This is a genomic window from Marinobacter sp. (assembly GCF_052094685.1).
Classification (GTDB): domain Bacteria; phylum Pseudomonadota; class Gammaproteobacteria; order Pseudomonadales; family Oleiphilaceae; genus Marinobacter.
In genome coordinates, this window is sequence record NZ_JBQDKB010000030.1 from 1 (window position 1) to 24,221 (window position 24,221).

A 24,221-nucleotide genomic window follows, 5' to 3' on the forward strand; every position below is an offset into this window, starting at 1 on the left:
TCTTTATCTTTCTCATCCTGCTGGTCATATCGCTTATTGCCAATGCAGTACGCGGGAAGGGGCCAAAGCTCTAGCGCTGTTTGTGAGTTAAGTAACATTATTCCGACAAGTCTTTATGTTTTTTTGGCCTGTCGAAGCCGTATAATGATACTCACGTCTGTTTTAGCATGACCGGCAGCTTTGCTGTCGGTCGCGTTTTTCGTGAGTAGCCCATGCCCCGACACACCATTCTGCCCTTCATCGCCGCACTGGCCTGGTTTTCGACACCAGTCATGGCAGACAACATAAAGCGGGTTGTGCACCCCGATGGCCGTGTTGAGTTTACCAACGTAAAAAGCGACAGCCCCGGACGAGCCTCCAGCAAAAATGAAACCGTTTTCCGGTATAAGGATAATAACGGCAATGTTGTTTACAGCGGAACCCTGCCTCCGGTAACAGATTTCGAAGTGATCAGCTTCCACTGTTATGCCTGCAATCCGGACTCTCGTGTTAATTGGCGTACAACGCCACTGTTTTCAGGCCGCTACGACTCAGAAATAAAAAAGGCAGCCGGGGAGTATGATGTAGACCCCGCCCTGGTGCGCGCGGTTATTCATGCAGAATCTGCGTTTAATGAAAAAGCGCTCTCCCCAGTTGGGGCACAAGGCCTTATGCAGCTAATGCCGGGAACAGCTTTGGAGGTTGGCGTGCAGAACGCCATGGTGGCCGCAGACAATATCCGTGGTGGCGTTACGTATCTTGCTAAAATGTTGGAACGCTTCAACGGTGATGCCAAGCTGGCAACCGCCGCTTACAACGCCGGTCCAGGTGCCGTGCGCCGTTATGGCGGCGTGCCGCCGTACGCTGAAACCAAGGCTTACGTTGAGCGTGTAGGCATACTGCGCGAGCGTTACGCCAGTAACTGACAGCGCCTCCCTCAGCGCCGTCCCTGGGCACTGGAGTGGGCAAGCTAAGCTTTACTCAGACGCAGCTATCAGGCTGGCGTTGCCGCCGGCTGCCGTTGTATCTACACAAAGGTGCCGCTCAATCACGAAACGCTGGTCAAGGGCATGCTCGGTGATCAGTGGCAACAGGGCGCCATCGCGCTTAGCCAGAGCTTGCCGGTATTTGCGCAAAACCGGCTTTTCAGCACAACTTACAGCCGCGTCGAACCCGTTAGCAACTGCCAAGGCTTCTGGCTCCAATTGCCCTTCAACGCCCGTGATGGGCAGCCCAGCTTGTGCCGCACGGCTCACAGCATCGCCAACACCCGGCGCAATAACCACCACCTTGTTACCCTGGGACAGGGCCATAGAGGCCTGTGCCAGAGCCGTTTCTTTGTCTGGCCCTATGCATACCACTACGCCACGGGCGTAGTTGGTTAGACGGTTGAGCTCGCCGGTTGGTCCTGGCAGTTCTTCAGCTTGGCCTTCTAGCTGTTCAGGCACGCTCCCGAAAACTGGTTGCATGGCATCGGCTCTGGCTTTCGATTCCAGTATATTCATCTTCTTCAGATCACCAATTAACCCGTCGAGCTTCTTGCCATCAATCGTTTTGTCACCGGATTCCGCAGGGCGCTCAATTGTGGTTCCTTTCAGGAAGCGACGAACATACTGCGGCCCGCCCGCCTTGGGTCCAGTCCCCGAAAGGCCTTCACCACCAAATGGCTGAGAGCCCACGATGGCACCAATCTGGTTACGGTTAACGTAGGTGTTGCCTACTTTGATGCGGTTTGAAATACGCTCAACGCGGTTATCGACCCGGCTGTGGATACCGAAGGTGAGCCCGTAACCCTTGGCGTTCACTGAATCCACAACCTTGTCGATGTCCTTGGCCTCAAACGTAGCCACGTGCAGGATCGGCCCAAAGATTTCTTCTTCCATATCTTCGATCCCGCTGACCTTCAGTACAGCAGGCGATACGAACAATCCGTCATTCGGCACTGGAATCTTTTTAAGCAGGCGCCCTTCGCGCTCAAACTTATCGCAGTGATCTACAATTTTCTTGCGGGCGGTTTCATCAATCACCGGACCCACGTCTGTGGACAGCGCCCAAGGATCGCCAATACCCAATTCTTCCATAGCCCCATACAGCATTTCTAGCAGGTGCTCGGCAATGTCCTTCTGCACATACAACATGCGCAGCGCTGAACAACGCTGGCCAGCACTTTGGAACGACGACGCCAGCACATCACGCACTACCTGTTCTGGCAGCGCTGTTGAATCTACAATCATGGCGTTCAGACCACCGGTTTCCGCTACCAAAGGCGCATCCGGGGCCATGTTTTCGGCCATCACCTTGTTGATCCGTTGAGCGGTTGCGGTGGAGCCGGTAAAGCACACACCCGCCACTCGCGGATCAGAGGTAAGCGCAGTGCCTACCGTGGAGCCGGTGCCTGGCAGAAGCTGAATGGCGTCTTTCGGGATACCCGCTTCGTACATCAGCTCAACTGCACGAACCGCCAGCAGTGATGTTTGCTCTGCAGGCTTGGCAACAACTACGTTGCCCGCCGCCAGATTCGCCAGAATCTGCCCGCAAAAAATGGCCAGCGGGAAGTTCCAGGGCGAGATACAGCAAACCACACCACGAGCTTCGCCGTTGTCTTTGTTACGAATGCCTTCGTTGGCGTAGAACTGGGAGAAGTCCACAGCCTCACGAATCTCTGCGATGGCATCCAATAGGGATTTACCAGCTTCGCGAGTTGTCAGAGCAAACAGCTCATCCGCGTTCTCTTCCAGCAAATCGCCCACTCTGCGAACACAGGCCGAACGTTCTTCCGCCGGCATCGCCGACCAACCTGTAAAGCCTTGCTCCGCAGCGGTAATGGCAGCTTCAACATCCGCTTCATTCGCGTGAGTGATATGCCCAACCAAATCATCCGGGTTCGCAGGGTTTTTAACATCCAACACTTCATTGCCGGCTATTTCTGAGGCAATGAGTGGGCCTCCTGTCCATTGATGGCTGCGGAATGCATCGCGGCCTTCATCGATCTTCGCAACCGTTACCGGATCGGTAATATCCCAACCTTTGGAGTTGCGGCGATTAGCACCAAACAAATCTGCTGGGCGCACAATCACTTTACTGGAAAGGCCGTCACCCAGCTCTTGAACGATATCAATGGGGTCTTTCGCAATTTCTTCAGGGCTAATGCTGGTATCAACAATCTGGTTAACGAAGGAGCTGTTAGCGCCGTTTTCGAGCAAACGCCGCACCAGATAAGCCAGCAAATCGCTGTGTTTACCAACAGGTGCGTAGATCCTGCAGGGCACACCACTATCAGCAAGAACCTGATCGTGCAGTGATTCGCCCATACCGTGCAGGCGCTGGAACTCATAGTTTTCCAACCCGGCGGTTCGGGTCAGCTCTAGAACAGCAGACACAGAATGCGCATTGTGGGTGGCGAACTGCGGATAAATACGGTCGCTCATACCCACTAATTGCCTGGCGCAAGACAGATACGCAACGTCACTGCACGCTTTGCGGGTAAATACCGGAAAGTCGGTCAGACCCATCACTTGGGCACGCTTGATTTCAGCATCCCAATAGGCGCCTTTCACCAGGCGAACCATGATGCGACGGTCGAGCTTTACCGAAAGTGCATACAGCCAATCGAGGGTATGTGCTGCGCGCTTGCCAAAGGCTTGAACGACCACACCAAATCCTTCCCAGTCCGCCAGTGCCGGATCAGACATGATGCCTTCGATAACATCCAGAGAAAGATCAAGGCGGTCCTGCTCTTCGGCATCAATATTGAAACCCATGTTGGCCGCCGCTGCTTTTTTCGCCAGCTTTAGCGCTCGGGGCAACAGCTCATTCATTACCCGATCTTTCTGGCCATACTCGTAACGAGCCAGCAATGCGGAGAGCTTGACGGAAATACCCGGGTTTTTGCGCACATCGCCGGTGCAGTTCTGGGCAATGCTGTCGATAGCCTCGGAATAAGAATCGTAATAACGCTGGGCGTCAGCATCGGTGCGAGCCGCTTCGCCAAGCATGTCGTAGGAGTATGTATACCCCTTTGCCATGGCGGACTTAGCTTCGTCCTGCGCTTCGTCAATATCACGCCCCAGCACAAACTGACGCCCCATTTCTTTCATGGCCTGCCCGGCAACGGTGCGAACCACTGGCTCACCCAAGCGCTTAACCAACTTACGAAGCGTATCGCCCACCGTGTGGCGCTCAGAATCTTTCAGCAGATTGCTGGTCAACAACAACGCAACGGTGGTGGAGTTAATAAACGTAGAAGACGCTTTGCCTACGTGGGCGCTCCAGTTGCCGGAGGTAATCTTGTCTTCAATCAGCGCATGAATAGTTGTGTTGTCGGGCACACGCAACAGCGCCTCCGCCAAACACATAAGCGCCACGCCCTCTTTGGTGGTAAGGCCGTACTCCGCAAGAAACTTTTCCATGATCGTGGATTTTGCATTTCCGCGAACACTTCGCACCAGGTCGGCTGCACGAGCGGAAATAGCCTCGCGCTCAGCCTTAGACAACTGAGCGTCAGCAATCATTTCGTGAATCACTTTGTACTCGTCTTCGAGATAATAATCACGAATCGCCTGCCGACTTTCGGCGAGCTCGGGAGTCACTGATTGCTGCGATCTCATAGTTATAACCTCTCAGTTGTTTATCTTTCCCGCATTCTACCGACAACGGCAAAGACTATTTCGCTTTAAAAACCGAAACTGCGTATTGTTTCGGCTTTATTGACTGATATAAATGTATTAATTATCTCTCATGAAATACAATTTCAGGAAAACCACCCTAAGCCGTAAAACAAAGCCAGCCCAAAACCCTTGTGGTATCTAGTGCTTACAGCCTACAGCATAGTGCCCATGTCCGGGACTTGCCCAAAAGTGGCAGTTTTACGCTTTGTGAAGGATAGAACAGCATGAGCGAGCTCGATCGCATTGATCACTCCATTATTCGTGAGCTGCAAAATAACGCGCGAATCACTATTACTGAGTTAGCCTCTCGGGTGGGTCTGTCTAAAACCCCGTGTCAGGTGCGCATGCGCAGGCTTGAGGAACAGGGATTCATTACCGGCTATACGGTGCTGGTGAATCAGACCAAGCTGGGGCAAAGCCACATTGCCTTCGCTCAGGTTACGTTGAACGACACCAGCAGCGAGGCACTGAAAGCCTTCAACACAGCCGTCAAACAGATCGCCGCTATTGAGCAGTGCCACATGATTGCAGCCAATTTTGATTACCTGATGAAAGTGCGTACGCGCAACATGGCAGAGTACAGGCAGGTCCTGGGCGAACAAATTTCCGCCCTGCCCCACGTGCTACAAACCAGTACGTTTGTGGTGATGGAAAATGTGAAGGATGCAGGGCTATAGAAAGCCTACTTATTGACCCTGGCCAACCCAAGAGAAGATACGTGCAAACCAAGCTCACCTCGGTACAGCGAATTGCCGATACCAAGCACTATGTTTTCCATCGTAAAATTAGACGACACGGCGCTGGCACCACCAGGGGAACGGGATTCAAGCACAAGCACCAACCGAAGAAGATCAAGCAAACGAATCACCAAGTCCAGAACGCCGAAGTCTTCCGGTGCATCTTCAATGTGAGATATAACATGAGCTTTGGCGGCCCCGACCACATAGGCCTCGTGACCGGTTAAATACTCAGTTCCCAAATACTTAATGGATTCAACACGCTGCTCCCGCTCTCGCAGGATGGCCTCCATACACACTTGGCCGGAGTTTTCCGGAGTGTCACTCCCACGCAGAATACCCGCCAACCGGAAATCAACCTTACCCTGGCTGCGCATCTGATCGTATTCGTTTTTCAGACTCTCTTTGGCATGAGGCAGATAGCGGTGGATCGCAGTCTCGCGGGCACGCTCCAGATCTTCCATAGTCGCAAGAGTCACCAGCGAACTCATCACCCGCACACAGTGGAGCAAGTGTTGCCAAATAGCCGGCTCGATAGAATGTGGGTTATCCGGCAGCACGCGCTTGATAGAGACAAACTCGAAGTAGAGCGCTGTCACTTCCTGCTCCGAGAAATCAGACATGCGAATAATCCGGCGCAGCCCCAGCTTTTCGATATCCAACAAAAGGCTGGGTATCAACATTAGAACGTAATGTTGCGCACCTACCGATATCAACATGCTAACTACTGCCCCACTTTGGATTTGCCTGAAAACCTGGGATGTTCAACCCCCTGATGCTGCATCCAGCGATAAATGGTTGGCCGGGACACCCCATAGAAACGCGCCACCTCAGAGATATTCCAGTGATACTTCGTCAAAGCTTCCAGTAAGGGGCTGGAACCAAGGTGCTCATCATTGTTTTTCAGAACCGACAGCCCCTGTTCACCCAGACATTCGTCTGGCAAATCATCAACCGTGATTTCTGCGTTATCGCAGGTGGCCTCGGCAAATGCCAGCGCGTTGGCAAGTTGCCGGATATTTCCTGGCCAAGCGTAAGCCAGTAGAGCACTCATAGCATCCGCCCGAATGTGAACATTCGCAAGCTCACCTTCCTCAATTAACTTTTTGAGCACTCGGCTAATTACGTGCTGTCGATCGGCTCTCCGGCTCAGGGACGGCAAGCGCAAGGTAGCGCCGTTCAGCCGATAATACAGATCTGCCCGAAAAGTACCCTGTTCAATTAACCGGCCAAGTTCCTGATGAGTAGCAGCAATCACGCGACAGTTCACCTTAACAGGGCTACTGGCACCAACGGGAAGCACCTCGCCTTCGGAAAGGAATCGAAGTAACCGGGTTTGTAGCTGGAGAGGCATATCCCCTATCTCATCCAGAAATAATGTACCACCATCCGCCTGTTGAATCAGTCCGCGCATGCCTTTGGGACGGGCGCCAGTAAAGGCGCCTGAAACGTAGCCGAAAAGCTCACTCTCGATCAGTGACTCAGGAATGGCTGCACAGTTCACCGCCACAAAAGCTCGCCGGGAACGATGGCTTGAAGCGTGTATCGCACTGGCCAGAACCTCCTTACCCGTGCCGGTCTCACCCAGAATAAGCAAGCTGACATCTCTGTTCCGCAAACGTTTTGCCAACCCAAGAGTACGGCGCATTACGGGATCATCAGCGGCAAGCGCATCCAGTTGCGGCACGCTGTCTTCGTTCGACTGAACCGCTGGCGATGAATGCGTCGGAGATTTGATTCTGGGCTGGATCAGGGCAGCAAAAAATGTACTTCCGCTAACACAGTGCCTAAAGGCTTTAACCTGATCATCGTGATCGTACGGAATGCTCCAGATATCCCTGAGTTCACAGTCGAACAGGCTGGCAAGATTGGGCCGGATTCCGGCGTTATTGTCGGAGTTTGGGTTCAACATCAGTGAACGCCCGGCAGTATTGGCCGCCTCGACACAACCGTCATCGTCAATAGCAAACAGATACTGACCATTAACCTGAACAAATTCACGGGAAGCATCGCAGCGAAAAATAACCTGATTCCGATAACGGCGGAGGAAATAGGCATCTTCTATCATTCGGGCATACAGCTGGGTCAGGTGTAACGCGAAGTTCTGGCTGCTGTGCGCGTCCGGCGAATCCATGGCTGAGATATCCAGAACCGCCAGGAGATTGCCCTTGGGGTCGAGAATCGGCGCGGAGGTGCAGGTAAGGTTGATATGGGTCGCATCGAAGTGGTCGACCCGGTGGCAGGTCAAGGCCTGCTGTTCCTGTATGCAAGTGCCTACGGCACAGGTGCCGGCATACTGCTCACTCCAATCAGCACCCAGGTATAAACCTGCCTTTCGAAAGCGCTGATCAACTCGCCTGTCGCCGAGGTACTGGACCGTGATGCCCCGGTGATCGGTAAGTAACAACACATAACCAAGATTCGCTATCCTGGAGTAAAGCTGCTCCACGCCCGCTCTTGCGACATTAAGGAACTCATCTACGGAGTCCTGATGCTCTCGCAGCGTTTGTTGCGTCACGATCCGCGGCCGCCGTGGCCGGCTGGGGTCCAGCCCAAACTCCTCTATACATCGCTTCCAGGAACGGCCAATCAGGGTCTCCGGAGACAACGCTGTATCAGTCTTGTCATCTGCGTAGTTCAAGATGGTATTGATATGTTGTCGCTGCACCATTTGTATCGTCATGCCACCCTCCTGCATCTCGATATCAGCATAGACCCATTACCAAGAACTCAACATCCTTCCTTAGTACCCCGTCTTCACGTTACATCTGTAAAGCATCCTCGGGTCAAAACATTACAGGTGTAATACAAAATCCCCAGCCATAGACCACGCCCGAACATCCTGTTCTCTACCAGGCGGACTTTTTTCATTTAATATCAGTAGCTTAATTAAATTCCTGAAGCCTGAAACCGGAGCTGGCATGCCGCCTGCTACACCTTTCTCGAAGGGTTCATTCCTGTACGGGGTGCCACAGGCATCCGGCTAACAAAAACAATGCAAACCTGGAGAATCTTAATGACTGAAGCACAAACCACTGCCACCCAACGAGTCCAGCAATGGCTCGACGCGTTCAACAAAACCTTGCAAGCAGGCGATTCTGGCCGAGCTGCTGAGATGTTTGAACAAAACGGCTTCTGGCGAGACCTTGTCGCCATGACCTGGAACCTCAAGACACTGGAAGGCCGCGACAGCATTCGTGACATGCTGGATAACACGCTAGAGCTAACCCGCCCGGGAAACTGGCAGGTTGCAGAAGAAGCCACCGAACAGGATGGTGTTACCGAGGCCTGGATCACCTTTGAAACCAAAGATGCTTTCGGTAAAGGTCAAATTCGCCTGCGCGATGGCAAAGCCTGGACCCTCCTCACCACTATGCAGGAGCTGAAAGAGTTCCCGGAAAAACGCAACTCCCTGCGGCCCAAGGGCGCCCAGCACGGCGCCACAAAATCCCGCCAAACCTGGCTGGAAGCACAGCAAGAAGAAGAGCAGGCGCTCGGCTACAGCCGCCAGCCCTATTGCGTGATCATTGGGGGTGGCCAAGGTGGTATCGGCCTGGCAGCAAGGCTACGCCAACTGGATGTACCTACGATCGTTATCGAGCGCAGCCCCAAGGCCGGCGACTCCTGGCGCAATCGTTACAAGTCTTTGTGCTTGCATGACCCAGTCTGGTATGACCACATGCCGTACCTGCCTTTCCCGGATCACTGGCCGGTATTCGCCCCGAAAGACAAAATCGGCGATTGGCTAGAGATGTACACCAAGATCATGGAGCTCAACTACTGGAGCTCGACGGAGTGTACCGGCGCCCGCTATGACGAAGCCGGCGAGGAATGGGTTGTTGATGTCTTCCGTGAAGGCAAGAAAGTCACTCTTCGCCCCAAACAACTGGTACTGGCAACCGGCATGTCCGGCATCCCGAACATTCCCGACATCCCTGGCATGGACAGTTTCGAAGGTGAACAACACCATTCCAGCAAACACCCTGGCGGTGCCGCCTACAAAGGCAAAAAGTGCGTGGTGCTTGGAGGCAATAACTCCTCCCACGATATCTGCGCAGCCCTCTGGGAAAATGATGCTGACGTCACCATGATTCAGCGTTCATCTACCCATATTATCAAGTCCGACACGTTGATGGACCTGGTACTCGGCCCCCTCTATTCAGAAGAGGCCATTCAGAACGGCATGACGACTGAGAAGGCAGACCTCACCTTCGCGTCGGTACCTTTCAAAATAATGCCTGACATGCACATCCCGGTTTACAAGCAAGTTGCCGAGCGGGATGCAGATTTCTACCAGCGCCTGGAAAAAGCAGGGTTCTTGTTGGACTTTGGTGACGACGGCTCAGGTCTCTTCATGAAATACCTGCGCCGTGGCTCCGGCTACTACATTGATGTGGGCGCCTCCGAATTGGTCGCACAGGGCGAAATCAAGCTCAAGAGCGGTGTCGGCATTGAATGCATAAACCCGCATTCTGTAACGCTAACCGATGGCACGGAGCTGCCCGCAGACCTGATTGTCTACGCGACCGGCTTTGGCTCCATGAATGGTTGGGCGGCACGAATCATCTCTCAGGAAGTGGCAGACAAGGTTGGTAAATGCTGGGGTATGGGGTCTGAAACCACCAAAGATCCAGGCCCCTGGGAAGGCGAACTCCGCAACATGTGGAAACCGACCCGGCAGGAATCTCTCTGGTTCCACGGTGGTAACTTGCACCAATCACGTCACTACTCGCTTTACCTTGCACTTCAGCTAAAGGCCAGGAAAGAAGGGCTCGAAACGCCGGTATACGGTATGGAAGACGTTCATCACCTTTCTTGAAAGCAAAAAAGGCTGGCCAAGGCCAGCCTTTTTATTGTGCCTGCGGGTCAACTGAAGACACTCAGGCACAATTTTATACAATACCCAAGTTCACGACAGCGCCAGACTCCTCTCTCAACTTGCGATATTTTCCAGCCTGTATTTGCTCATCTGCTGGCTATCCCTTTCTACATGGGTACTGGCCGGGCGCTTTTTGCGCCAGCATGTTCAGCGGCCCCACAGCTGAAACCTCAGCTTTGCTAGCCAATGAACATCTACATACAACATCGCCAAAACAGTGGTTGGGCATCAGCTAAGCGGCTCATAAGGCAGCCTCCGCTTCCCTACCTTTAACCCCACGGGCAAAATGAATCACCACCACACCCAGCGCCATCACCACCAGGGTGAGCCAAAGACCATTGGTATAGTTGCCTTCCACATCGGCCAGGTAGCCGACCACAGCAGGCGCTAACATTTGGGCTATCCCGTAGCTGAAGGTAAGTCGGCTCATGGGCCGGGAAGGGTTTTCGGGAAACACTCGCCCCACCATTGCCAGCATCATGCTGACAATACCAATGAAGCTGGCGCCATAAATGACCGCGCTGAGCATAACGCTGACCATACTGGTGTTGAGGATCAGCATCAGAATACTTACGGAATTGAGTGTGTAGGCAAGATAGAGTGCCGTCCACTGCCCCCAACGGCGGGTGAACACATCCCACAGCCAGCAGGCAGGCGTAGCCGCTAGACCGGCAATCAGCCAGATAAGCCAGCCTCGGCCGCTGAGCTCCGGCATGGATTCAGCAATAGCCACGAGAAAAGTCGCCGTGACCACATAGCCAACACCGGCACAGAAGTAAGCCAACTGCAGCATAACGATAAACCGGCTTCGCTCATCTCCGGCATCCGCGCTGCCAGTTTTCGGCATAGCACAGGCGCGATAATCGGGCATCCAACGCCACACAGGAATCAATAGCACCAGAGCCGCCAGCCCGTAGATCACCCATTGTTGATCCCAGGTAAACGCGTCGCGGATCAGTTCTGCCAGAACGGCCGTTAGCACAATGCCCAGCCCTATCCCCGAGAAGAACACCCCAAGCTCGGACTTTTGATTGTTCTTAATGAGCCAACTCATTAGCAGGCCCGCACCGAGCAACATCCCCGCTGAGGTACTCAGCCCGGAGATGAAGCGCAGTGGATACCAAAGCCAGAGGTTGGTGGTGTACCCCATGAGAACGGTGGAGACCACCGCGACAACCAGCCCCAACTGGTACAGTTTTACCTTGAGGCCAAGATCACTGATTCGAGTGATCAGCAGCGCACCGGTAAGGTAGCCGGCGTAGTTCACCGTTGCCAGCATACCAATCACCGATTGGCTCAACCCAAGCGCTTCTACCATCTCCGGGATCATCGGTGTGTATGAGAACCGGGCGATGCCCACGGTAACCACAACCGCGATCACGCTGGCAACCAGTACCTTGATTGTCTCCTTCGTTACCATGGGCCTCCTTATTTCGGGCTAGGCCCGGCTCAGAAACTTCCGCTCTTCCACGTTGATCTTGATGCGATCACCGGTGGAAATATGCTCAGGCACCTGAATGACCAGCCCGGTAGACAGATTAGCTGGCTTGGTACGCGCCGTTGCAGAGCCACCTTTTACAGACGGATCGGTTTCCAAAATCTCAAGCTCTACGGTCGGTGGCAAGGCAAGCGATACCGGTGCATCGCTGACCAAAATCACCATAACGCCTTGAGTGTCTTCATTGATAAACAGCAGTTCGTCGGCAATCGCTTCTCGGTTCAGGCTGTACTGCGTAAAATCTTCGGTATCCATGAAGACATACTCATCGCCATCAGAATAAGAGAAGGTAGCTGCCCGGCGCACGAGATCGGCAAGGTTCAGCATATCCGTGTCTTTAAACGTCTGGTCGATCTTGTTGCCCGTTACCACATCGTACATACGCATGCGATACAGACTGCCACCGGCACGCCCCTGGGGAACAGAGCGCTCAATGTCCTTAACGAAATAAACCCGACCATCGTATTCAACCGCAGAATTCTTCTTGATTTCACTTGCTCTAGGCATTTTTTAAAGCTCCAAAACAATACCGTAAACGCGTCCATACTGGGCAACCGCCAGCGTGTTTCACACCCAGCAATTCTACCCGCCCATCTGCCCTGCCGATACAGGGCGAATGGACACTATAGGCCATTCGGTAAAAAGCTTCCCGGCGCCATGACCAGATTCCTATAAGAATAAGCAATTTGATGTAAGCTATGCACCATTATGGCCATCGTATTTGCCCTCAACTGGAATAGGGCAGGCACATCACGCATGGTCGGTACGCTTACGGTTAATCTGAAAGGTTTTATGAAAGTACCCAAGAGATTACAACCCCTGGTCGATGACGGCATGGTCGACGAAGTGCTTTACCAGCTGATGAGCGGTAAAGAGGCACAGGTTTACGTGGTGCGATGCGGCGACAAGGTATGCTGCGCAAAGGTATTCAAGGAAGCAAAGAAACGAAGCTTCAAGCAGGCCGTTGAGTACCAAGAAGGCAGAAAGGTTCGCAACAGTCGCCGCGCCCGAGCCATGAGCAAAAAAACCCGCTACGGCCAGAAAGAGCAAGAAAACGCCTGGCTTAATGCCGAAGTGGACGCTTTATACCGCTTAGCTCGGGCTGGCGTACGCGTGCCCGAGCCCATGGGCTTCGTGGACGGCGTATTGCTTATGGAGATGATTGCCGATTCCGATGGCAAGGCTGCCCCACGGCTGGACGACGTCACCCTTCCCGCAGAGCAGGCCCGGGATTACCACGGCCGGGTGATTGCAGAGATTGTGCGAATGCTCAGTGCCGGATTGATTCATGGCGACTTGTCAGAGTTCAACGTGCTGGTGGAAAGCGACGGCCCGGTGATCATCGACTTGCCACAAGCCGTAAACGCTGCGGGTAATAATAACGCCGAGCGCATGCTTGAGCGGGATGTGGACAACATGCGCAACTATTTTGGCAAATACGCGCCCGACCTGCTGGTTACAGACTATGGCAAAGAAATCTGGGCGCTGTATGAAAGCGGTGAACTGCACCCTGAAAGCAAGCTAACGGGATGCTTTGAGCACGACACCCACAGCGCCAATGTAGACGAACTTATGGCGGTGATTGATTCCGCCAAAGAGGAAGAGCTCGAACGCCAGGAACGCCTGCTGGATAACGACGAGGACTAGCCCTTACCACGCAAGCCAGATAACGTGTTTAGCCCCTTTGCCGGGGCGGTGAGCCCTCACCGTTACGGCTTCCGCCGTAAGCCCGGCACGCTTCAGCCGTTCAGTAAACGTCGGGTCCTGCCCAGCTGACCAATACGCCAAAATACCGTCTGGCCGGAGCGCTTCCTGGGCCGCTTCAATGCCTGCTGATGTGTACAACCAATCGTTTTCTTTGCGCGTGTGACCCTCAGGGCCGTTGTCGATATCCAGCAGAATGGCGTCGTAACTGGCTGGCGAATCTTTGATTAACTGAACCGCATCGCCAATATACACCCTGGTGCGGGGATCTTTTAACGGGTAGCCAGATGCACTGCCTAAAGGCCCAAGATTCCACTGCTCCACTTCTGGCACCAATTCCGCAACAGTCACTTCCGCTGTTTCACCCAGAGACTGCAAAGCCGCCGCGAGGGTGAACCCCATACCCAGCCCGCCAATGAGCACTTTCGGTGCCGGGTGATCCGCAATACGCTCACAGGCCAAAGTCGCAAGTGCGTCCTCCGAGCCGTGCACGCGCGTGTTCATGAGCTCACCGGAGATACCAGCCACTCGGATCGAGAACTCATCATTGCGCTGAAGCAGGCGCAACTGTGTGCCTTTGCCAGGAATGGTTGCAGTGCCAAGCAACTCAAAGCGAGCCATAAAAACCTCTGAAGGTGAAACCCAAGGGGAGAGTTAAGGATTAAGGGGTGAGGGCTGAGTAAACTCAGGTCTGCGCAAGAATAGCTCGCTCTGCTTGCCCGGGCAGTACACCGGTCAGCCAGGCTTCGACAACCACTTCGCCCTGCTGGTTAGACAGAATCGCATCGGCCTTTGCACGGTTGCGCTCATCAGCTTCTGTAATAGTGAACACGCAGGTAATGGTATCGCCAAAATAGACGGGCCGCCGGAACCGGAAGTTCATTCCCGAGGCTAACCAGCCGATCTGCCCACCTATTTCGGTAATCATGCCGCCGACCAACAAGCCATGGCAGATTTTACCGCGAAGGCCCTTGGCGGCTGCGAAGCGTTCATCGCAGTGAATCGGATTCATGTCACGGCTGATTTCCCCGAACACGTTGGTATCACGCTCGTTAAACGTTCGGGTGATGGTAAACGCATCACCTTGCTTGAGACCCCGGCTGGCCTGTTCTCGAATAGTGGTCACTTACAGTTCTCCGGGGCTCAGCTCGGCAGTTAAAGGTTCAGGTACGCCCGGCAAGGCGGCGCTCAACCCATGAATGGTAGAGTTTTGCCAGAGACGGCCGAATCAGCGGCAAAGAGATCAGCCACGCCAGCGGCTTAAGCACAGGGACTCGGGACATTAGCAAAATGTAGGCGTCCATCTCGCGATGAATTTCACCTTGGTCGTCCTTCACATGTAGTTCTCGGAGTGCTTTCTCCGGATCTACGCCCTGCTGGCGCAACTCTTCATCCCTGCCGGTGATATCCAACCACTCAACTGACTCGCCGGTTTTGCCCGCCAACTTTTCATACCAGCGGCGATCCTTGATACAAACGGGGCAGGAACCGTCGTAAAAAACGATCAACTTGCCAGATTTCACACTCATAAAGCCCTCCAGCCATCAAGAAAGCCTGACACGGACTCTAACATACCCAGCGCAGTTCAGCCGACAGGCTCAGGGCGAGCAACCGCTGGCTCCGATGAGTGTTTGCTTTCGCTACGGGCGATAACCGAGGTAGCGACCAAATCTCCGGTCACGTTAAGCCCGGTGGCGCCCATGCCGACCAACGCATCAATAGAAACCAGCAATGCCACGGTTTCGATAGGCAACCCCACTTGGGCAAAAACCGTGGCAATCATCACGATACCCGCGCCAGGCACGCCGGCCGTACCTATGGAGGTAAGCGTGCCGATGAGTACAATTTCTGCCATGGTCATCAGGTCCAGAGGGATACCAACGACATTGGCCGCAAAAACCGCAGAAATCGCGATACGAATGGCCGCACCGTCCATGTTAATGGTGGCACCCAGGGGCAGACTGAAACCGTAGATTCGCTTGGGTATACCCAGGCGACGCGCTGCATCCAAAGTTAACGGCAAAGTGCCTGAACTACTCTGGGTAGCAAAAGCCGTTGCCATGGGTGTACGTGCTTCACGGAAGAACCCCCGTACACGCACGCCATATGCACGCATCAAAATGCAGTAAACAACCAGATGCACCGCCAGAGCTATGTACAGCACCATCACCATATCGCCCAGCGCCAATATGGTGGTCATGCCTTGCTCGCCGGCGGTCTTGGCAACAATCGCGAACACCCCAATAGGTACATACTGGAGCACGCCAGCCATCACTTTCAGGGTAATTTCGTTAAGTGCCTCGACAACCTTATAAAGGTGTTCGCCAAGCTCTGCATGAGCCTCGGACTCCCGCAGTTTTAACAGCGCGATACCAAACACAATGGCGATGAAGATGATGCCCAGCAGGTTTAGTTCGGTGAATGCCGCAAAAATGTTGTCGGGCACTATGTTCAACAGCACACTCGCAATCCCGGGGTTATCCGGTACTTTTACCTCAGCGCTTTCATTCAGCGCCATGCCGCTGCCCGGCTCAAAAAGGCTTGCTATCACCAGGCCAACGACAATGGCCAGCGCGGTTGTCATCACATAAAAACCAAACAACTTACGGCCCACACGCCCCATGCTGCCGATATTCGCCTGGTTGATTCCTACCATCAGTGTGAACAACACGATGGGCACAATGAGAAATTTGAGCAGGCGCAGCAGCAACTCGCCAAAGGGTGCCAGCCAGTCTGCGGCCTGCTGCCCACCAATCATGCCTACCGCTACACCCAGCACCAGCGCGATGCTTACACGCAGGATGAGAGAGGCATTCAGATAACTATGAAAGAGAGCTCTCATCGAGTAGCCCCCAATGAGAGTGGTGTGCGCGATGGCATAATATGAGTTCCTGATTCGGGATGGCGCAGATTGTGGTGGAAATCAGCCAGCGGGTAAACCGTTGGCTAAAACAATCTCCTTTACGGCCCAGCTCAATGCTGTAGCTGTCGCACATCCGCCAGAAACCGATCAACAACCGCCGGGGTGGTAGCCCACGAACACATCAGGCGTACACAGCCGCCGATAAAGTTGTAAAAACGCCACCCTTTTGCTCGCAGCGCAGCCTGTAAGGCTTCGGGCATATCTACAAACACCCCATTTATCTGAGTTGGGTATCTGAGCGTAATGCCTGGCAATTCCGCCAGCCCATCAGCAAGCCTTTTCGCACAGGCATTGGCATGGCGGGCATTTTCCAGCCACACGTTATCCTCCAGCAACCCACACCAAGGCGCAGATATATACCGCATTTTGGAGGCAAGCTGCCCGGCCTGCTTGCAGCGCCATTCAAAGTCCTCGGCAAGTGCCTTATTGAAGAACACCACCGCCTCTCCCAGCGCCAGCCCATTCTTGGTTCCGGAGAAACACAGCACATCGACACCCACTTTCCAGGTGATTTCCGATGGGTGCACATCCAGCGCCGCCACGGCATTCGCAAATCGCGCACCGTCCATGTGGATGTTCAATTTGTGCTGATCCGCCAGCGTGCGGATGGCACCAAGCTCATTTGGGGTATAAATGGTGCCCACTTCTGTTGCCTGAGTAAGGCTTAAGGCCTTGGGCTTTGGGTAATGAATATCGGTGCGCTTGGTGACCAGATGCTCAATGCTTTCTGGCGTAAGCTTTCCGTTGTCGCCCTGTCCTAGCAGTAGTTTGGCACCATTGGAGGCGTATTCCGGTCCGCCACATTCATCTGTTTCAATGTGCGCCAGCTCATGACAGATCACGCTGTGAAACGACTGCCCAATAGACGCCAAGGCCAACGAGTTGGCTGCAGTGCCATTAAACACAAAGTAAACATCGCAATCTGTATCAAAGAACGAGCGCAGGCCATCGGCTGCCCGTTGTGTCCAGCTATCCTCTCCGTAGGCCGGTTCATCCACACGGTTCGCCGCCTCCATCGCTTTCCAGGCCTGAGGACAAACACCACTGTAATTATCGCTGGCAAACTGCTCCGACCGTGACACGGCAACACTCCTTTATCGGCTGATTAAACGTGGGGGAATCCTTGAAACTACACCAGTTCTGGTTGAACACCAATCAGACCAGAGTACGAAGCAGCTTTGTATGCAGAGCGAGGATAGATGATTAAGGGGCTGTCGCCGGTGCTGCTGTTTGATCACCGGCGGACGTCGGGCTCTTAGCTTCAGAAACCGTTTTGGCCGTGCGCTCAAAGGTCAGGGCCATGCGCTCAAACATACCTTCAATATTTGCTATTTGTGTATCCGAGGATCGGGTTGCATGAATAGCGGCCAACAGGTCTTTGCTAACGTCCCGAAACTGAGCGTTCATGTGGCCACCGGCACTCATAAGGTAGGTATCAGCCAATACCTGTTGCCACTCACCTAGCTTTTCATCCACAGCAACGCTGCGATGATCCTTAATGCGGCGTCGCAAGCGGATAGACATATGGCCGATATTCAGGCCGGTAAAGCCCAGATCCGTCATATAACGATTGGGGCTGCCTGACCCGCGATCATAATTGGCAAGCCGCAATAGCCGTTCGCCCATGCGGCCATTAAACCAATTCTCGGGCCGGCGCTTATAATCAATGCTTGTGAGATCTCGGGCAGTGGCCTTGACCAATCGCCGCTGCATGAACGGGCCGTCCAACGGCGCGATCAGTTTGAACACCCAGTAGAGAATGCTTATACCCACAAACAGCCCCAAGGCGTTACTGGTCGCGGTTTCCATATTAAAGGTCATGTGGTTGCTGGGCTGCACAATGAGTGTGAACGGAATGCAGAAGCCCAAGCCGTAAGGCAGGGTTGGCCGATCTGCGAGCGCCAACAGACCAATAAAATAGGGGCCTGCAAGTACCAGTATTAGCATTTCGAAGTCGCCACTGCTTCTCGATAACAAACCCAGGCCAAAAATCAGTGCTACCGGGATTGCCACCACCACACCGAGCAATAAACGCCGCAATATATACGTCAGCAACACTAGGGAAAAACGGGCAAACATGACCGCAAACACCACCGGCATGATCATTAGCATAATGGCCGCTTGGCTACCGGTGTGTAGCCATACTACGCTGCCGATCATGAATACAAACGCGGTTCGGAAGCCGTTAATCGCACCAATCAATGGATCTTGGTGGGTTTTTAGTTTCGATGCTTTCAGCAGGGTCTGGTCGCGGTTTTCAAGGGCATTATAAGCCCTCAATACCATCACCAAATCGGCCACAAGTTCGACAGCCGTGTGGGTCAAGCGGATTACAATGGCAGCCTCATTCACATAGGCGGCTTTGTGGGCCAACAACGCTCGCCTCAGGGCCTGAGCCTGCTGGTAAGACCCATCATAGCTGTCTGCCTCTGCGATCTTTATGAAGTGGGCGCGCATATCTGCCAATAGCTCGCTGAACGCCGGCGAAACAAGTTCCGGGTGGTTGCGTGGGAAGCGCCCCATAATTTGTGCTACCGCCAGCAAAGACAGCACTTTGTTGCATAATAGATTTGCGGCCCTGCTGCGTCCTGGCCCCTCCAGGCCCTCATAGGACACTGCGCTGGAGTCGTCATTGAGCACCACCAGAGTTTCCAAAATCTCATCCGCGTGCTGATGTCGCTGCTCGTGGGTACTGGCTGGGTCTAACTCTAATGACAGGTATTCAAGAGTGTGATTGATCACGTTGCGGGAGTGGTTGCGAAGGCTGTCCTTAACCGTTACCGGCCATAATAACTGGCTGACCAGCATGGCACAGACGGCACCCACGGCGATTTCACTGATACGGGATTGCGCAATATCGAACACGGCTTGGCTGTCTGCCGCACTGGGGTTTGCCATCACCAGTATCACCACCAGGCCGGCGGTCATTCCCGACATAGCAAAGGCGTATATAAAGTTGGTGTTATGCACCATGGAAGAGGCGGCGGCATTCAAACCAATCCAAAGCGTAAGACAGCCCAGCGCCAGCAAAGGATATGGCATAAACAAAGCCAGGATCAGAATCCCTACCCCACCACCCACTATCGAGCCAAAAATCTGGCAAAGAGCTTTCTCGATAACCAGCCCGCTTTCCGGTCGAATCTGCAAAAAAACGGCAGACACCAGCGCCCAGTATGGGCGGTCAAGTTGCAGGTACATGGCCACAATCAATGCCAGCGCCATGGATACCACTCCTTTCAGAGCAAATATCACCGCACGCCTGTTGGGCATTAGAAGCTGGGACAGCAGCGGGTGGAGCGTCATGAAAGTGGCTCCGTTAGTCGTGTTCGAGATCGGTTTCCAAATAGATGGAAACCGTCATACCGGCACTGATATTTACATCTTCCGGGAGCGGATCGAGCGCTATATCTACTGGAATTCGCTGAGCAAGGCGCACCCAATTAAAGGCTTGCTGCACCTGGGGTAACATTTGGCTGTCACTACTGGTGTTCGGGTCTGCGATACCATGGGCAATACTAACCACCTCGCCAGTCAGGTTCTCATCGCCAGACACAAGTGTGATCCGCGCCTTCTGCCCTATTTGCACCAGTTGCAGCTTGGTTTCTTCAAAATAGCCGGTCACATAAAACGAATCTTTTTTGATTAGTGACAATACGTTGGCCCCGCGAGCGACGTAATTCCCCTGCCCCAAGGTAAGGTTGTTAACCGTACCGTCCTCCGGTGCCAGAACCTTTGTACGCTCCACGTCGATTCGGGCCGAACTTAGCTCGGCCTGCGCCAGTTGATAGTTGGCCTTGGCCGATTCGGCACGAATCCCATAAGCCTCCAGGCTTTCCTCACTGATCGCTTGGCGATCAGACATGCGCTGCCTGCGCTCATATTGATGCCTGGCAAGATCCCACTCAGTGCGCGCCTGAGCTAACTTGGCCTCTCGCTCTGCAAGCTCTGCCTGGTAACGCACATCATCTACCGTAAACAGAGGATCGCCCTTACTCACCGCTTGGTTATTTTTCACACCTAATCCGGTCACCCAGCCAGAGACATCAGGGGCAATCGTGATCACCTCCGCGCGAATTCGGCCATCTCGAGTCCAGGGGGAATACAGATAGTGATCCCAGACCCAAGTGCCTGCGATAACGGCAGCAGCCACCACCAGCAATGTCAGTCCAATACGTAGCAGTTTTCCCATGGAAGCCCTTTAATCCCCGAACAAATAAACAATAGCAGCCAGATAACAGACGAAAACAGCCACGTCGAACCAGGCCTCTTTCCAGATATAGCGGCGCAAGCCCGCGTAATGCAGACACAGGCGCGTAGCGGCCGCTAAAATAAACGCCACAGGTACCAGCACCACAAATGGGCTGAATAACATTCCACCAATACTCATCTCGTGAAGCATGTCATCCTTGTTATCAACGTTGCATCGCTGTGATTACTTGCCAAGTGTTTGATCATAGAAGTCGGTTAACCAATTGGCCAATATGCATGTGCTAGAGTAGTGGCTGTTTTTTTCAGCAGGGCCGTGCACTGGCCGTTCCCGAGAAGCCTGACTTTACCGCAAACAGGTACCTCATGCCCATGAAGCGAGTTTAAACAACATGTCGCCCGTATTTGTCTTTGCCGTCTTTGCCGCTGTCTTCATCACCCTGGCCGTTTTCTATCTGTTTTTCTATCGATCCTGGCAGCGAGAGCGGGAGCTGAAACAGCCCTTCCCTAAGGCTTGGAAAAAACACCTGCAGTCCACCGTTCCTTTATACCGCCAACTGCCCACGCAATTACAGCAAACCCTGCGGGATCAGATTCAGTTATTCATTGCGGAGAAACACTTTTATGGATGCGATGGTTTTGAGGTGAATGATCGCGTTCGGGTAGCAATTGCCGGGCATGCATGCCTACTAACTGTCATGCGCTCGTACACTGACTACGATTTGGTGCGCAGCATTCTTGTGTACCCAGATGTCTACCGAGTGCAAGCATCAGAACGCGATGGCATGGTGGTAGGCGTCAGCGATCAGGTTAGAGCCGGTGAAGCGTCAACCCGGGGGCAGGTTGTGCTGGCTTGGGCGGAATGCGAGAGCGGGGCCATGCACTTGGGAAGTCAGCACAACGTGATCCTCCACGAGTTTGCCCACCAACTTGACTACTTGGATGGAACCGCCGATGGGGCTCCACCCTTGAGTGGCGAACAGGCCAGAGAGTGGCAACAGACCATGACCATAGCCTACGACAACCTTCGACACTCCCTTAGGCATCACCGCAAAAGCTGGCTAGACCCTTATGGCGCCACGCAGCCTGCTGAATTCTTTGCGGTACTGACCGAAACCTTTTACCAGCAACCACAACATCTAAAAGAACAACAGCCGGCGGTATATGACCTGCTTTGTGACTTCTACAGAATAGACCCTGGCGAGTTACCACGGAGCTAACCCCGGGCAAGTTCACCAGAGGCGCCCCTTAAGCCGTAAGGCCCAGGCTCTCCGAATCCTTCTCGATGCTACGATCCAGCAGTTCAAGGTACCCGGCTTTGGCTTTCAGTTTGGTCTGGGCGTGTGCTTTCAGGCTCAGTTTACGGAACCCTTGAGCTAGCTCGTTGGCTCGATTCAGAAGTTGCTCTGGCGCAACCAACTCATCAAGATAGCCGGCTGCCACAGCGCCTTCAGGGCTGTAGATTTCAGCGTTGATAACAGAGCGGTAGAAGTGGGCAGGCGCCAAACGGTGCCGCGCAATCTCGATGCCGGCATGGTGCATGGTCATGCCGATAGCCACTTCGTTGAGCCCCAGTTTGAAGCTGCCCTCAATACCCACCCGATAGTCCACAGACAACATGATAAACGCGCCTTTGGCAATGGCGTGACCACTGCATGCGCCAATTATAGGGAACGGAAAAGCAGCCAGGCGGCGGGTAAATGTTGAGCCCACAGTAACCAGTGCCGTAGCCTCCTTCATGCCCTTTTGCATTTCCTTCAGATCATAGCCTCCAGAGAAAATGCCCGGCTGCCCTGTCAGGATAACCACGGCCTTATCCTGCTCGGCTTGATCGAGCGCCTTGTTCAACGCTTCAAACACGTCGTGGCTCAGGGCATTCGCTTTACCATTATTAATAACGATTGTCGCGACACCATCGTTCAATGTGTAATTTACTAAGTCCGTCACCGGCGTGTCCTCTTGGTGGAATTTGGTCTGAATTCGCAGAACTTTGCCAGCTTATGCGGCCCGCCACAAATCATTCTTCACCGGGGGTCGGTTTCGTGTTGGGTTGATCAGGCGCGGCGCTGAAGAATCAGCCGCAGCTGAGCCTTAAAACCCTTCTTTGACGACAGCGGAATCACATAGCTGCCGCCATCAGGCTCGGCTTTGCTGCCGCCGCGCTCGCTCCACTGTTCGTCAGTGGTGACATAGCGCAGGTTCCAACCGTCTCCGGCCGGGGTCATTTTTAGCGTGAGCGTATCCCGGTAAAGGTATTCCCCCTCCACCCGGTGCTCTGTCCACAGAGCACCGTCGACAAAGTAATCTGTCGCGGAGACGGCAAGCTCAACAGTGATCACAAGGGTTCGCCCCCGATCAACCGTGATTTTTGAGCTATCAAGGAAGGTAGAAAAAAGTACGGGCGAGCGGGCAGAATCTAACCCAGCCTGCTTCGGATTCATCATTTCGTCGAACTTCCGTAGCACGGCACTGAAGGTTTCACGGCGACGCTCAGTCAGCCGAAAGCTTCGCCCTCCCCGAGGCGAGACAGTGGCCTCAAAATAATAGGAGGCTCGAACCCGGCGCCCCTCCCCTTTTGCCTTTTCCACAGAAGGCGGCAACGGCAACGCCTCCACATCCATAACTCCATCTATACGAACGTCACCAAACAGAAATCGCACCATGTTCTGGTAGCCATCTTCGGAATTAACAATGCCATAGGGACCACTGTGGCTGCGGTATACAAAGGCTCGGGGCGCTCCTTGAACAGTCGCATTCTCGATAGCCACTAACCCGTCACTCATTTTTCCGGCCAACCACTTAGATACGCCTTTAGCCGCGCCATAGTCTTGCTGATTGGTGCCGACCAGACAGAAAAATCGGTTCGGGTCGAACTTTCCACCCAAGGAATCCACCCGCTCAGGCCGGCCATCCAGGTTCAGATAGCCCGCCATGGTTTCGCGATTGAAGTTGTTAATATCCCAGAGCCCAAGGAATGTAGGCACATTGATACCGGCCATTTCTATACCGTTGTGTGGTGTGGCATAGGTGAACACCTTATCCACCATTTTCCGTACTGCTGGGGTAATGATTCCGTCGTTTTGCAACAGGCACCGACACACTAGGCCGCCCATGGAATGGGCCACAAGGTTCACCCGAAATTCCGACAGGCGCGCAGCGTTGTCACCACATAGTTGTTTTCGGATATTCAGAATCAGATCCCGTAACTGGAGAGCTGCTGCAGGAATGGAAAGCGGCTTCCCTTCACCAAAATCCCTGTCCGCTTGATCATAGTAGCGGTAAATAATAACGGTTTTATGGGTGATATCCCGGTCAACCTCAGCGCCATCCGAAAAAGCATCTATGTAACCGTAGTCCTTCATCAGACGCATCATGGGCGATTCGAAGACCTGCTTGTAGACGGCCCCATCCCAGGATTGGCGCACCTTTGTCGCGCCCAGATTAAAGCCCATATAAGGCATGGATACGGTATCGGCAATTTCGCTGGCGGTCATGGCGTAGCCACGAACATAAACGATGGGATGGAACTGGCTCATGAAGCGTGCATCCTTTCAGGCTGATCCTGCCCTGATCACATGCGATATTTGTTCCGGAAAGATCTTTATGGGGATAACGCCAGTACTTGCGT

20 protein-coding genes are annotated in these 24,221 nt (G+C 53.7%); 5 read left to right on the top strand and 15 right to left on the bottom strand.

Features of this window, described 5'->3' with window-relative positions:
- The first annotated feature begins 212 nt into the window (after positions 1 to 212).
- Positions 213 to 905, top strand: a complete 693-nt coding sequence (locus ACTH3S_RS08060) for a lytic transglycosylase domain-containing protein (RefSeq protein ID WP_441808499.1) — start codon at positions 213 to 215, stop codon at positions 903 to 905.
- 51 nt (positions 906 to 956) lie between these two features.
- On the opposite strand, the gene putA is transcribed toward ACTH3S_RS08060, so the two are convergent.
- Positions 957 to 4,586 carry a bifunctional proline dehydrogenase/L-glutamate gamma-semialdehyde dehydrogenase PutA gene (gene putA, locus ACTH3S_RS08065; RefSeq protein ID WP_441808500.1) on the bottom strand — a complete coding sequence of 1,210 codons (3,630 nt, stop codon included), beginning with the start codon at positions 4,584 to 4,586 and terminating at the stop codon, positions 957 to 959.
- A gap of 284 nt (positions 4,587 to 4,870) precedes the next feature.
- Here putA and ACTH3S_RS08070 point away from each other — a divergent pair, with 284 nt between their 5' ends.
- Positions 4,871 to 5,323, top strand: coding sequence for a winged helix-turn-helix transcriptional regulator (locus ACTH3S_RS08070; protein ID WP_441808501.1), 453 nt, complete (start codon positions 4,871 to 4,873; stop codon positions 5,321 to 5,323).
- Positions 5,324 to 5,328: 5 nt separating this feature from the next.
- Here the strand turns inward: ACTH3S_RS08070 and ACTH3S_RS08075 are convergent, their stop codons facing one another.
- Positions 5,329 to 6,102, bottom strand: coding sequence for a hypothetical protein (locus ACTH3S_RS08075; RefSeq protein ID WP_441808502.1), 774 nt, complete (start codon positions 6,100 to 6,102; stop codon positions 5,329 to 5,331).
- Positions 6,103 to 6,107: 5 nt separating this feature from the next.
- Positions 6,108 to 8,066, bottom strand: coding sequence for a sigma-54-dependent Fis family transcriptional regulator (locus tag ACTH3S_RS08080; RefSeq protein ID WP_441808503.1), 1,959 nt, complete (start codon positions 8,064 to 8,066; stop codon positions 6,108 to 6,110).
- Between the two features lie 333 nt (positions 8,067 to 8,399).
- On the opposite strand from ACTH3S_RS08080, the gene ACTH3S_RS08085 reads away from it, so the two are divergent.
- Positions 8,400 to 10,202: an NAD(P)/FAD-dependent oxidoreductase gene (locus ACTH3S_RS08085; protein ID WP_441808504.1), complete on the top strand. Its 1,803-nt coding sequence runs from the start codon at positions 8,400 to 8,402 to the stop codon at positions 10,200 to 10,202.
- 301 nt (positions 10,203 to 10,503) lie between these two features.
- Here the strand turns inward: ACTH3S_RS08085 and ACTH3S_RS08090 are convergent, their stop codons facing one another.
- Both ACTH3S_RS08090 and efpL read right to left on the bottom strand, forming a co-directional pair.
- Complete coding sequence (locus ACTH3S_RS08090) at positions 10,504 to 11,682, bottom strand: YbfB/YjiJ family MFS transporter (RefSeq protein ID WP_441808505.1); 1,179 nt, start codon at positions 11,680 to 11,682, stop codon at positions 10,504 to 10,506.
- Between the two features lie 18 nt (positions 11,683 to 11,700).
- Positions 11,701 to 12,267, bottom strand: a complete 567-nt coding sequence (gene efpL / locus ACTH3S_RS08095) for an elongation factor P-like protein EfpL (RefSeq protein ID WP_441808506.1) — start codon at positions 12,265 to 12,267, stop codon at positions 11,701 to 11,703.
- 285 nt (positions 12,268 to 12,552) lie between these two features.
- On the opposite strand from efpL, the gene ACTH3S_RS08100 reads away from it, so the two are divergent.
- Positions 12,553 to 13,407, top strand: coding sequence for a PA4780 family RIO1-like protein kinase (locus tag ACTH3S_RS08100; RefSeq protein ID WP_441808531.1), 855 nt, complete (start codon positions 12,553 to 12,555; stop codon positions 13,405 to 13,407).
- A 3-nt stretch (positions 13,408 to 13,410) separates the two neighbouring features.
- Here ACTH3S_RS08100 and ACTH3S_RS08105 read toward each other — a convergent pair whose 3' ends face one another.
- The 8 genes from ACTH3S_RS08105 to ACTH3S_RS08140 all read right to left on the bottom strand — a co-directional run bounded on the left by ACTH3S_RS08105 (position 13,411) and on the right by ACTH3S_RS08140 (position 20,786).
- The gene (locus tag ACTH3S_RS08105; protein WP_441808507.1) at positions 13,411 to 14,085 is read right to left on the bottom strand and encodes a spermidine synthase; all 675 of its coding nucleotides are present in this window, start codon (positions 14,083 to 14,085) and stop codon (positions 13,411 to 13,413) included.
- 64 nt (positions 14,086 to 14,149) lie between these two features.
- Positions 14,150 to 14,590 carry a MaoC family dehydratase gene (locus ACTH3S_RS08110; protein ID WP_441808508.1) on the bottom strand — a complete coding sequence of 147 codons (441 nt, stop codon included), beginning with the start codon at positions 14,588 to 14,590 and terminating at the stop codon, positions 14,150 to 14,152.
- 37 nt (positions 14,591 to 14,627) lie between these two features.
- Positions 14,628 to 14,993: a thiol-disulfide oxidoreductase DCC family protein gene (locus tag ACTH3S_RS08115; RefSeq protein ID WP_441808509.1), complete on the bottom strand. Its 366-nt coding sequence runs from the start codon at positions 14,991 to 14,993 to the stop codon at positions 14,628 to 14,630.
- Between the two features lie 56 nt (positions 14,994 to 15,049).
- The gene (locus tag ACTH3S_RS08120) at positions 15,050 to 16,306 is read right to left on the bottom strand and encodes a dicarboxylate/amino acid:cation symporter (protein ID WP_441808510.1); all 1,257 of its coding nucleotides are present in this window, start codon (positions 16,304 to 16,306) and stop codon (positions 15,050 to 15,052) included.
- Between the two features lie 131 nt (positions 16,307 to 16,437).
- A complete protein-coding gene (locus tag ACTH3S_RS08125; RefSeq protein ID WP_441808511.1) occupies positions 16,438 to 17,469 on the bottom strand; it encodes a threonine aldolase family protein in 1,032 nt (343 codons plus the stop codon).
- Positions 17,470 to 17,590: 121 nt separating this feature from the next.
- Positions 17,591 to 19,690, bottom strand: coding sequence for an FUSC family protein (locus ACTH3S_RS08130; RefSeq protein ID WP_441808512.1), 2,100 nt, complete (start codon positions 19,688 to 19,690; stop codon positions 17,591 to 17,593).
- A gap of 13 nt (positions 19,691 to 19,703) precedes the next feature.
- On the bottom strand, positions 19,704 to 20,576 hold the full coding sequence (locus tag ACTH3S_RS08135; protein WP_441808513.1) for an efflux RND transporter periplasmic adaptor subunit: 873 nt from the start codon (positions 20,574 to 20,576) through the stop codon (positions 19,704 to 19,706).
- Between the two features lie 9 nt (positions 20,577 to 20,585).
- Entirely contained in the window at positions 20,586 to 20,786 is a 201-nt protein-coding gene (locus ACTH3S_RS08140; RefSeq protein ID WP_441808514.1) for a DUF1656 domain-containing protein, read from the bottom strand.
- A 199-nt stretch (positions 20,787 to 20,985) separates the two neighbouring features.
- Here ACTH3S_RS08140 and ACTH3S_RS08145 point away from each other — a divergent pair, with 199 nt between their 5' ends.
- Positions 20,986 to 21,813 carry a zinc-dependent peptidase gene (locus ACTH3S_RS08145; RefSeq protein WP_441808515.1) on the top strand — a complete coding sequence of 276 codons (828 nt, stop codon included), beginning with the start codon at positions 20,986 to 20,988 and terminating at the stop codon, positions 21,811 to 21,813.
- Between the two features lie 28 nt (positions 21,814 to 21,841).
- Here ACTH3S_RS08145 and ACTH3S_RS08150 read toward each other — a convergent pair whose 3' ends face one another.
- Both ACTH3S_RS08150 and ACTH3S_RS08155 read right to left on the bottom strand, forming a co-directional pair.
- A complete protein-coding gene (locus ACTH3S_RS08150; protein WP_441808516.1) occupies positions 21,842 to 22,540 on the bottom strand; it encodes a crotonase/enoyl-CoA hydratase family protein in 699 nt (232 codons plus the stop codon).
- Between the two features lie 107 nt (positions 22,541 to 22,647).
- A complete protein-coding gene (locus ACTH3S_RS08155; RefSeq protein ID WP_441808517.1) occupies positions 22,648 to 24,129 on the bottom strand; it encodes an esterase/lipase family protein in 1,482 nt (493 codons plus the stop codon).
- Between the last annotated feature and the right edge of the window lie 92 nt (positions 24,130 to 24,221).

Excerpts from the sequence above, each read along its gene's own strand:
- ACTH3S_RS08060 (WP_441808499.1), top strand. The coding sequence starts at position 213 with ATGCCCCGACACACCATTCTGCCCTTCATCGCCGCACTGGCCTGGTTT.
- ACTH3S_RS08075 (WP_441808502.1), bottom strand. The coding sequence starts at position 6,102 with ATGTTGATATCGGTAGGTGCGCAACATTACGTTCTAATGTTGATACCC.
- ACTH3S_RS08145 (WP_441808515.1), top strand. The coding sequence starts at position 20,986 with ATGTCGCCCGTATTTGTCTTTGCCGTCTTTGCCGCTGTCTTCATCACC.
- ACTH3S_RS08100 (WP_441808531.1), top strand. The coding sequence starts at position 12,553 with ATGAAAGTACCCAAGAGATTACAACCCCTGGTCGATGACGGCATGGTC.
- ACTH3S_RS08070 (WP_441808501.1), top strand. The coding sequence starts at position 4,871 with ATGAGCGAGCTCGATCGCATTGATCACTCCATTATTCGTGAGCTGCAA.
- ACTH3S_RS08120 (WP_441808510.1), bottom strand. The coding sequence starts at position 16,306 with ATGAGAGCTCTCTTTCATAGTTATCTGAATGCCTCTCTCATCCTGCGT.
- ACTH3S_RS08090 (WP_441808505.1), bottom strand. The coding sequence starts at position 11,682 with ATGGTAACGAAGGAGACAATCAAGGTACTGGTTGCCAGCGTGATCGCG.
- ACTH3S_RS08085 (WP_441808504.1), top strand. The coding sequence starts at position 8,400 with ATGACTGAAGCACAAACCACTGCCACCCAACGAGTCCAGCAATGGCTC.
- ACTH3S_RS08140 (WP_441808514.1), bottom strand. The coding sequence starts at position 20,786 with ATGCTTCACGAGATGAGTATTGGTGGAATGTTATTCAGCCCATTTGTG.
- ACTH3S_RS08115 (WP_441808509.1), bottom strand. The coding sequence starts at position 14,993 with ATGAGTGTGAAATCTGGCAAGTTGATCGTTTTTTACGACGGTTCCTGC.
- ACTH3S_RS08105 (WP_441808507.1), bottom strand. The coding sequence starts at position 14,085 with ATGGCTCGCTTTGAGTTGCTTGGCACTGCAACCATTCCTGGCAAAGGC.
- ACTH3S_RS08080 (WP_441808503.1), bottom strand. The coding sequence starts at position 8,066 with ATGACGATACAAATGGTGCAGCGACAACATATCAATACCATCTTGAAC.
- ACTH3S_RS08135 (WP_441808513.1), bottom strand. The coding sequence starts at position 20,576 with ATGGGAAAACTGCTACGTATTGGACTGACATTGCTGGTGGTGGCTGCT.
- ACTH3S_RS08155 (WP_441808517.1), bottom strand. The coding sequence starts at position 24,129 with ATGAGCCAGTTCCATCCCATCGTTTATGTTCGTGGCTACGCCATGACC.
- putA (WP_441808500.1), bottom strand. The coding sequence starts at position 4,586 with ATGAGATCGCAGCAATCAGTGACTCCCGAGCTCGCCGAAAGTCGGCAG.
- efpL (WP_441808506.1), bottom strand. The coding sequence starts at position 12,267 with ATGCCTAGAGCAAGTGAAATCAAGAAGAATTCTGCGGTTGAATACGAT.
- ACTH3S_RS08130 (WP_441808512.1), bottom strand. The coding sequence starts at position 19,690 with ATGACGCTCCACCCGCTGCTGTCCCAGCTTCTAATGCCCAACAGGCGT.